Genomic DNA, 4,706 nt, shown 5'->3' with positions numbered 1-4,706 from the left:
CTCGACCTGCTGCTCGAATTCAAGAAGCAGGGGATTACCTCGATCATCATCAGCCACAAGCTGAACGAGATTTCCCGCATTGCCGACCGCGTGACCGTGATCCGCGACGGGCGCACCATCGAAACGATGGACACCAACGAGATCACCGAAGACCGGATCATCACCTCGATGGTCGGCCGTTCGCTGGAAGATCGCTATCCGAGCCGCGAGCCGAAGATTGGCGAGACCATTCTCGAGGTGAAGAACTGGTCGGTCTATCACCCGCAGCATCGCGACCGTCAGGTGATCAAGAATATCGACGTGAACCTCCGCCGTGGCGAAGTTCTGGGTATTGCCGGGCTGATGGGTTCGGGTCGCACCGAATTCGCCATGAGCCTCTTCGGCAAGTCTTATGGCCAGAAGATTTCGGGCGACGTGTTCATGAACGGCCACAAGGTCGACACGTCGACTGTCGAGAAGGCCATTCGCGCCGGCATTGCCTATGCCACGGAAGACCGCAAGCATTATGGCCTGAACCTGATCGACCATATCAAGCACAATGTGACGCTGGCGAACCTGCCGGGCGTGGCGCGCTGGGGCGTGATCGACGATCTGGCCGAACTCGACGTCGCCAACGACTATCGCAAGAAGACCAATATCCGTTCTTCGAGCGTCTATCAGGTGACGGGCAATCTTTCAGGCGGCAACCAGCAAAAGGTCGTGCTCTCGAAGTGGCTTTATGCCGATCCGGACGTGCTGATCCTCGACGAGCCGACGCGCGGCATCGACGTGGGTGCCAAGTATGAAATCTACACGATCATCAACCAGCTCGCCGCCCAGGGTAAGGCGATCATCGTGATCTCTTCGGAAATGCCCGAACTGCTCGGCATCACCGACCGTCTCTACGTTATGAATGAAGGCCGCATCGTGGGCGAAATGCCCACCAGCGAGGCGAGCCAGGAAAAGATCATGCGCTCCATCGTGCGCGCTGAAGGAAAGGCATCATGACCGTTCAAACTGCACCGACCGGCACCCCGGCCGATCAGGCCAAACCCAAGGAACTGAGCTTTTTCGGCGCCTTGCAGGCCAACATGCGCGACTATGGGCTTCTGCTCGCGCTCATCCTCATCATGCTGTTTTTCCAGTATTTCACCAATGGCGTGCTGTTCAAGCCGGTGAACCTGACCAACATCATCCTGCAGAACAGCTATATCATCGTGATGGCGCTGGGCATGTTGCTGGTGATCGTTGCCGGGCATATCGACCTTTCGGTCGGCTCGGTTTCGGGCTTCGTCGGCGCGCTCGCCGCCATGCTGATGGTGGGCTGGAAGTTCCCGCCGGAGCTGGCATTTCTTGCCAATCCGATCGTGGCCGGGGCCATCTGCCTGATCGTCGGCGCGGCGATCGGGGCGGCGCAGGGCTATATCATTGCCTATCACCGCGTTCCGGCCTTCATCGTGACGCTGGCCGGCATGCTGATCTTCAAGGGGCTGTCGCTCGCAATTCTGGCTGGCAAGTCCGTTGGTCCGTTTCCGGCTGAATTCCAGCTGCTTTCGGCGGGCTTCATTCCGGACCTGATCGGGCCGACAACGATGCCGTGGCTCGCTGAAAACGGCCAGAACGTCACGCTGCACACGACCACTATGGTCATCGCCATTCTGGCAGTTGTGGCGGCCGTGTTCTTCTCGATCCGCACGCGCGCCCGTCGTCGCTCGCGCGGCTATGACGTCGAGCCGTTCAGCCTCTTCGTCGTGAAGAACCTCGTCACCGCGGCGCTGGTCATCTTCTTTGCCTATATGCTCGCTTCCTATCGCGGCCTGCCGAACGTGCTTGTCGTGATGGGTGTGCTGATCGCCGGCTTTGTGTTCCTGACCAAGCGGCTGACCTTTGGCCGTCGCATCTATGCACTCGGCGGCAACCTCAAGGCCGCAGCGCTTTCGGGCGTGAAGACCGAACGCACGACGTTCTACATCTTCGCCATCATGGGGGCGCTGGCCGCTCTTGCCGGCATGATCTATGCCGCACGCCTCAATTCGGCGACGCCGAAGGCCGGGCAGGGGCTTGAACTCGACGTGATCGCGGCCGTGTTCATCGGCGGTGCTTCGGCGCTGGGTGGTGTCGGTCAGGTGGCGGGCGCGGTGATCGGTGCTTTCATCATGGGTGTGATGAACAACGGCATGTCGATCATGGGCGTCAACATCGACTGGCAGCAGATGATCAAGGGCGTCGTGCTGCTCGCAGCCGTGTTCTTCGATCTCTACAACAAGAACCGCTCGGCGTAAGTTTTCGCGCTGAAGGAATTTTGGGGGCCGCCGGAGAGATCCGGCGGCTCTTTTTGTTTGGGGCAAACGCGGGGGCAGGTGCCGTTCCGTTACTCTGCCGGTTCTGCGCGTGCGTCGATTTCTTCGAATTCGCGGGCGAGGCGGGCCTCTTCTTCGGATTTTGGTTTCGAGAAGCGGGCGAGGAGGAGGTAGGCGACGGGGGTCAGGTAGAGCGTGGCGATGGCGGCGAAGCCGAGGCCGCCGACCATGACCCAGCCGAGGGCGGCGCGGGCTTCGGCGCCGGCGCCGGAGGCGAGAACCAGGGGGACGCCGCCGAGGATCGTGGCGATCATGGTCATCACCACGGGCCTGAGGCGGATGTTGGAGGCTTCTTCGATGGCCTCTGCCACGGACATGCCGCGGTCGCGCAATTGATTGGCGAATTCGACGATGAGAATGCCGTTCTTGGCCATGATGCCAACGACAAGGACGAGGCCGATCTGCGCAAAGATATTGAGGCTGCCGCCGGTGAGGAGAATGGCCCAGAGGCCGGCCGCGACGCCGAAGGGAACGGTGGCCATGACGATGATGGCGCTCCAGAAACTTTCGAACTGGGCGGCGAGGACAAGGAGGATGATGACGAGCGCAAAGCCGAAGGTGAGGAACAGAGCGTTGTTGGCTTCGCCGATGGTTTTCGCTTCCGCCAGCGGCAGGATGGACGTGCCCTGGGGCAGGAGGGGCGCGGCGATCTTTTGCAGCTCGTTATAGGCATCGCCGAGGGCAAGGCCGCCTTCGAGGCTGGCAGTGACCGTAACGGCGCGGCGCTGCTGCTCGCGGCGAAGCGAGGGTGGGACCGGGGCTTCGACGATGGTGGCGATGGTGGACATCGGCACATAGCGGCCGTCGCCGGTGCGAACGAAGAGGGTTTCGAGGTCGCGCGGGTCGTTGATGGGGTTGGAGGTTGAGAGCATGCGGATCGAATAGCTCTCGTCATTGATGAAGATGGTGCCGACGTCGGAGCCGTCGATCATGGCCTGCATGGTGGGGGCGAGGCCGTTGATGTCGATGCCGAGGGAAGCGGCGCGGGCGCGGTCGACGGTGAGGGTCAGCTGGGGTTGGCTGGTGTCGAAATTGACCGAGACGCGGCCGAAACGCCCATCGGCCTCGAGGGCCTTGGCAATGGCGTCGGCGGTCTGGGCGAGGACATTGTAGTCGGAGCCGGCGACGGCGAACTGGAGGCCGGAGCCGCCGCCGCGAATGCCGAGGCTATTGCCCTGGCCGACTGAGGCGCGGACGCCTGGGACCTGGGCCATGAGGGTGTTGATCTCGGCGGCGATCTGCTGCTGGCTGCGGGCGCGCTCGCTCCAGGGGGCGAGGGTGAGGGTGATGGAGCCGCCATTGCCCCAGCCGGAGAGGACGAAGATCGAGCGCACTTCGCCGCTATCGACATAGGGCTGCAGCATGGACTCGACCTGACCGAGGCGGGTGCGGACGAAATCGAGGCTGGCGGTATTGGGCGCGTTGATGCGGAGATTGATGGCCGAGCGGTCTTCGGAGGGGGTGATCTCCTGACGGAGGGCGCCATAGACGTAATAGGACGAGCCGGCGAAGACGACGGCGACAAGAATGATCACGACCGGGTTGCCGAGGGCGACCCGCAGGGTGACGCGATAGAGGGTGGCGAAGAAGCGGCCGAGGGCGCCGAAGGGGCCGCCAGAGTGTTCCTTTTCGCCTGATTTAAGGAGGCGCGAGGCGACCATGGGGCCCATGGAGAGCGCGACGACGCCGGAGAGCAGCACGGCGATGGCGAGGGTGAAACCGAACTCGCGGAAGAGGCGCCCAGTCTGACCTTCGAGGAAGCTCAGGGGGACGAAGACGGCGACGAGGGTGAGCGTCGTGGCGACGACGGCGAAGAAGACTTCCTGGGTGCCGAGCACCGCGGCGGCGCGGGGACCGGCGCCCATGTGCTTGCGGCGCATAATGTTTTCGAGAACCACGATGGCGTCGTCAACGACAAGGCCGGTGGCGAGGACCAGCGCGAGCAGCGTGATGATGTTGAGGGAGAACCCTGCGAGATACATGCCGGCGACGGCGCCGAGAAGGGCAATGGGCATGGAAATGGCGGGCACGATGATGGCGCGCCAATCGAGCAGGAACAGGTAGATGATGCCGATGACGACGACGAGGGCGACGATGAGCGCGATTTCGACTTCGTGCAGAGCGCCTTCGATGAAGACGGCTTCGTCGCTCGAAATCTTGACGGTCACGCCTTCGGGCAGGGTGTCGTTGAGGCTTTCTACCGCGGCGTGGACGGCGTGGGAGATCGAGACGGAATTGGACTGGGCCTGACGCACGATGCCGAGGCCAATGGCGGGGCGGCCATCGGCGCGGATGGATGAGGTGCTGGCGGCGGCGTCGAAGACGACGCTGGCGACATCGCCCAGGCGGGTGCGGCCATTGATGATG

Annotated in this window: 3 protein-coding genes; 2 read left to right on the top strand and 1 reads right to left on the bottom strand. The window is 62.8% G+C overall.

What is annotated here, in order from left to right; all coding sequences use genetic code 11:
• Nucleotides 1-987 (top strand): sugar ABC transporter ATP-binding protein (locus J0I64_RS00690; protein ID WP_291405442.1); only part of this gene is annotated, 987 nt, incomplete at its 5' end.
• Nucleotides 984-2,261 carry a multiple monosaccharide ABC transporter permease gene (gene mmsB / locus J0I64_RS00685; RefSeq protein ID WP_291405441.1) on the top strand — a complete coding sequence of 426 codons (1,278 nt, stop codon included), beginning with the start codon at nt 984-986 and terminating at the stop codon, nt 2,259-2,261. The genes J0I64_RS00690 and mmsB, both read left to right, overlap by 4 nt.
• Nucleotides 2,262-2,350: 89 nt before the next feature.
• On the opposite strand, the gene J0I64_RS00680 is transcribed toward mmsB, so the two are convergent.
• Nucleotides 2,351-4,706 (bottom strand): efflux RND transporter permease subunit (locus J0I64_RS00680; protein ID WP_291405440.1); only part of this gene is annotated, 2,356 nt, incomplete at its 5' end.

This window comes from Devosia sp., from assembly GCF_017307565.1.
Classification (GTDB): Bacteria; Pseudomonadota; Alphaproteobacteria; order Rhizobiales; family Devosiaceae; genus Devosia.
This window is presented reverse-complemented; position numbering and strand designations above follow the sequence as displayed.

What these genes read in the sequence shown, in the direction of transcription:
- mmsB (WP_291405441.1), top strand. Translation starts at nt 984, where the DNA reads ATGACCGTTCAAACTGCACCGACCGGCACCCCGGCCGATCAGGCCAAA.